The sequence below is a fragment of the Serratia sp. HNCC26DJ206 genome (assembly GCF_057180605.1).
Genome location: NZ_JBXUGP010000076.1, coordinates 1 through 4,029, shown reverse-complemented (window position 1 = coordinate 4,029; position 4,029 = coordinate 1). Strand labels below are relative to the sequence as shown.

Genomic DNA, 4,029 nt, shown 5'->3' with positions numbered 1-4,029 from the left:
CTGTTGTTCAGGCAGCACGGTATAGGTGTCTGCCGACAGGCTTTTGCTATTGATTGAACCGTAGTCAACCGTGCCACCACCCGACAGCGCTGGGTGACAGCCTGGAGGCGTAATGGTGCCGATAACACGCACATCAATGCTCTCAGCCAATGCCGGCAGAGAGGTGGTAGCCAATACAGCCAGCGCACAAACGGTTTTTTGCAGATTATTCAACATAAAATTCTCGTATATAATTTTAATTAGCTTATTTATAGCCGGGAGTGATCCCGGCTAATCTGCCTATTACAGGTAAACCAGCTCAAGCGTGGTCAGGCCATCCAGCACAACCGGCTTGGTCAGGTCCAGCTCAGAGGCTTTGTTGATATAAGCCTGAACGCCCAGTTTGCCCGTCAGAGTGGTAAAGGCGACCGGGGTGGTGGTGCCTTTTGTGGCCCAAGAGGCGTAGCGCAAAGATGTCGGGGTGTTAAACAGGGCGCCCGAAGGTGCGGCTACCCATGAGGTGGTATTACCGTTTGCCATGATAGAATCAACCGCAACGCCATCGGCGTTCATGGTGCCAGCAGCCAGGCGGACACTATAACCACCGATGCCTTTTGCCCCATCCAGACCCAAGCCGACAACGGCAAAGTTCGCAGCAAAGCCGAATAATCCAGAGTGCCCCCCCATCTCAACCAGTAAGCCATCAGCATTTACTGCGCTTGCACCACGTTGTGAGTGGGCGGTAATCGCCACCTTAGCCGGGGCATCACAGTTGATAGCGAAGTCCAGCTGTTTTTCTGGCAACACCGTAAAAGCATCGGTAGCCAATGTACTTGTTTTAATGGTGCCGTAGTCGACAGTGCCACCGCCGGCCAGCGTTGGGGTACAGGCCGCTGGGTCGATAGTACCGATAACACGCACATCAATGCTTTCTGCCAATGCAGGCAGAGAAGTGGTTGCCAGTACAGCCAGTGCACAAACGGTTTTTTGCAGGTGATTCAACATCTATTCTTTTCCTTCATTTCAATATAAGCGTTCACGCATTCCGGCGGAGGGACCTTTTATTGGATCCTTTACACCATGGCGATGTTTTTTTAAGCCCTTCAGGGCATTTATTCAGGTATTCAGATGTGCCGTTGGGCCCCAAATATCGAATGGTTTTTACAGGTAAAGTTACTGATTAACTTGTCTTATAATATCCGTTAATTGCTGCTATACCCTGAGGGGTATAAACTATTAACGTGTTGATGCCTAATCGGTTAAAATCAATCTGGTTAATGCGCATGATTAATACGTGCAGTATTCTCTTTAAGAACCCATGATATTTATGGTTCTATATAATGAAAATCCAGGGGGGCATCCTTTATCTAACTGCGCTAGGTCATTTGACTTATAGTTCATCAATTTGCTTACCTGCTCCTGGATCTATGGGGCTATTTTATCGCTATCTCACAGCCTATGTAGGGGGGTTTTGTTGTCCTTTTGTTTACTTTTGTACAACCTGTAAAAATTGTAACAACAAAAGCCAGGCCCCTGATAGAGACGGTTCCGCTGAGCCATGACATCGGTCTATTTGCTACCTGCGCGTTGGTAGTTACGGATTTAAAAGTCTTAGCATGACTCAACGTCAAATTGTTAACTTATAAAGTCAAAATAAGCTCGCCAATCAACGATACCTAAAGCCCAGTACAGATAACCGACGGTTCTTTCAATAGGCATTTAACCAGCAAGGCCATAAATAGTCTGCCGCTCGACCACGGCTTAATTTAACAGGGTTGGATAACACTGTTACAGTAGGAATGACGTTATTATTCAATATCCATGCTCGGTTAAATCGTATCATCCATTACGGTTTATTTATCAGGCAATAATAAGAGACAATGCATTTAAATTTTATTGTTACTGTCTGAGTGGTCATTGCGCGTCAATCTGAAGCATGAAGCAAATATTACCTGTGATGACTTCTTAGTGTCAACATTGTTAAATGTTCACTACTTTCATATAATTACATTATTATTCAATGGGATGCCTTTATTTTCTTCAATCACCGTAAGGTTATTCTTGCTTTTTTTAGGATTTATTACCAGCGATAACGTTCTGTTTAATTGTTATTTTTTGATTTTTTACATTAATTAAATAAATTAAATCAGCATTATGAACTAATAAATTAAAATTTAACAGAGTTAAAAGTTATTTATTGAATAAGGGGTTGAGGTCCAGTGATGTAAAAAAACACGCTGAGAATATAATTCATTGTTTATATTGAAATTTTAGGGCCCTGGCACCGTCAGGTCCGACTGCCACTGTCTCAGGCAGCGTCAGAGTTTCACGTTAACTTTTGCCCAGAAGGTGCGTACAAGTTCATTAACAGATGTATTCGCGGTGCTGTTGCCAGCAAGATTCAGGTGTTCGCTAGAGTCTTTGTTGAACAGGTTATGGGGTTTAGGGTGTAACGGAACCAGAAACGCCCTTAAACAGTCATTTTAAATAGCAAAAAATTAACTAGCCAATTTACGTCGCAGATTGCCCTTTTTAGCCACCTCATTTAGGGGTTCCGTGCGCATTTCCCCGACCGCGAAGATGGTCAAGTAAAGTGAACCATCGAATAGTTTTCATTGTTCGATATTACATGCCCCTGACAGAAACTGTCAGGGGCATGTAATACAATTCAGACTTCATCTTACCCTGATAGCGAAGTTACTAATGACAACAACATATTACGAAACAGGGTAATGACTCTAATTAGTTGGATTTGACGTACAATACAGGCTTTTGAGGTCTGCTCATGGCCAGCGTTAATGTTCATTGCCCCGTTGTGATTCTGTTTTGGTTTACCGTCATGGTCAGAACCCTAAAGGCCAAAGCCGTTTCCGCTGTCGTGAGTGCCGATGCGTATTCCAACTCACCTACACCTATCAAGCTAGGAAGCCCGGCGTTAAAGAGCAAATCGTTGATATGGCCTTCAACGGGCGGGTGTTCGCGATACGGCAAGAACGCTCAAAATAGGGTTCAATACCGTTATCCGCACGTTAAAAAACTCGCGCCGAAGCGAATATACTAGGGTGTGTCCCGTAACTATTTTTTGTACAATTTAGCGATATTTAGCCGACAAGAGGCTTTTAAATTTGGCTCGTTATGATGTCCCTGATGAGGTTTAGGCGCTCATTTCCACCCTGTTGCCGCCTGAACGTAATCGTGCTAGCGGCGGTCGCCCTGACCTTGAACATAGGCCTGTAATGAACGGGATCTTTTGGGTGCTTTGCTCTGGGGTTCCCCTGCGAGATCTTCCTGAAAGGTATGGCAATTGGAAAACGATTTACAACCGTTTTAATCGTTGGTCAAAATCTGGAATAATAAATATTATTTTCAATAAATTACTCCAAATTTTGGATGAGAACGAACTCATCGATTGGGATGCTATAGCACTGGATGGCAGCAATATCAGGGCATTAAAAGCAGCAGCAGGAGCTAAAAAAATACCCCGATGAACTCAAGGATCATGGGCTTGGTCGCTCTCGAGGGGTTTTGGCACCAAAGTCCATTTGGCGACAGACAGCTCGGGGTTGCCATTAAGCTTTTGCTTGAGCGGTGGGCAAGCCCATGAGAGTCAATATGCTGAAACCTTGCTAAACCGAGTTGGGATTATCAGAAAAAGTGGACATCTCAAGTCCCGTCCTAACGCCGTGTTAGCCTATAAGGGTTATTCGAGCCATAAGCTTCGTAACCACCTGAAAATAAAGGCATAAAGCGGTTATACCTTTTAAATCGAATGAAAAAGCCAGTCGAGATGGACGCAGAAAACTGGATACCCAGCGGTATAAAAAACGCAATGTCGTCGAGCGGTGCTTTGGGATGTTAAAAGAACATCGTCGCATTGTCACACGCTCGGAGAAAACTGAACCGCCCCGGTAATCCTGGAGACTACACTATGAGTTAAAAGGAAATGTAATGAACGCATCCCACCCACTTATGCTTTTGTGATCGGGATATCTGACTGAGAGGGTGGATCCTCGCAGATTTTCGGCATCAAAGTGCCCATGAGCAGAAGCA

At 44.5% G+C, this 4,029-nt stretch carries 2 protein-coding genes and 2 pseudogenes; 2 read left to right on the top strand and 2 right to left on the bottom strand.

Translation table 11 applies throughout. From position 1 onward, the window contains the following. Both AC2A1E_RS23820 and AC2A1E_RS23815 read right to left on the bottom strand, forming a co-directional pair. A partial coding sequence (locus AC2A1E_RS23820) for a DUF1120 domain-containing protein (RefSeq protein WP_484385812.1) occupies positions 1–216 on the bottom strand: 216 nt, incomplete at its 3' end. 66 nt (positions 217–282) lie between these two features. Next, the gene (locus AC2A1E_RS23815; protein ID WP_484385811.1) at positions 283–984 is read right to left on the bottom strand and encodes a DUF1120 domain-containing protein; all 702 of its coding nucleotides are present in this window, start codon (positions 982–984) and stop codon (positions 283–285) included. A gap of 1,780 nt (positions 985–2,764) precedes the next feature. On the opposite strand from AC2A1E_RS23815, the pseudogene AC2A1E_RS23810 reads away from it, so the two are divergent. Together AC2A1E_RS23810 and AC2A1E_RS23805 are read left to right on the top strand one after the other, a co-directional pair. Continuing rightward, positions 2,765–3,034, top strand: a pseudogene (locus AC2A1E_RS23810) (IS1-like element transposase); the annotation flags it as partial. Between the two features lie 109 nt (positions 3,035–3,143). Beyond that, positions 3,144–3,876, top strand: a pseudogene (locus tag AC2A1E_RS23805) (IS5 family transposase); the annotation flags it as partial. Positions 3,877–4,029: the final 153 nt, after the last annotated feature.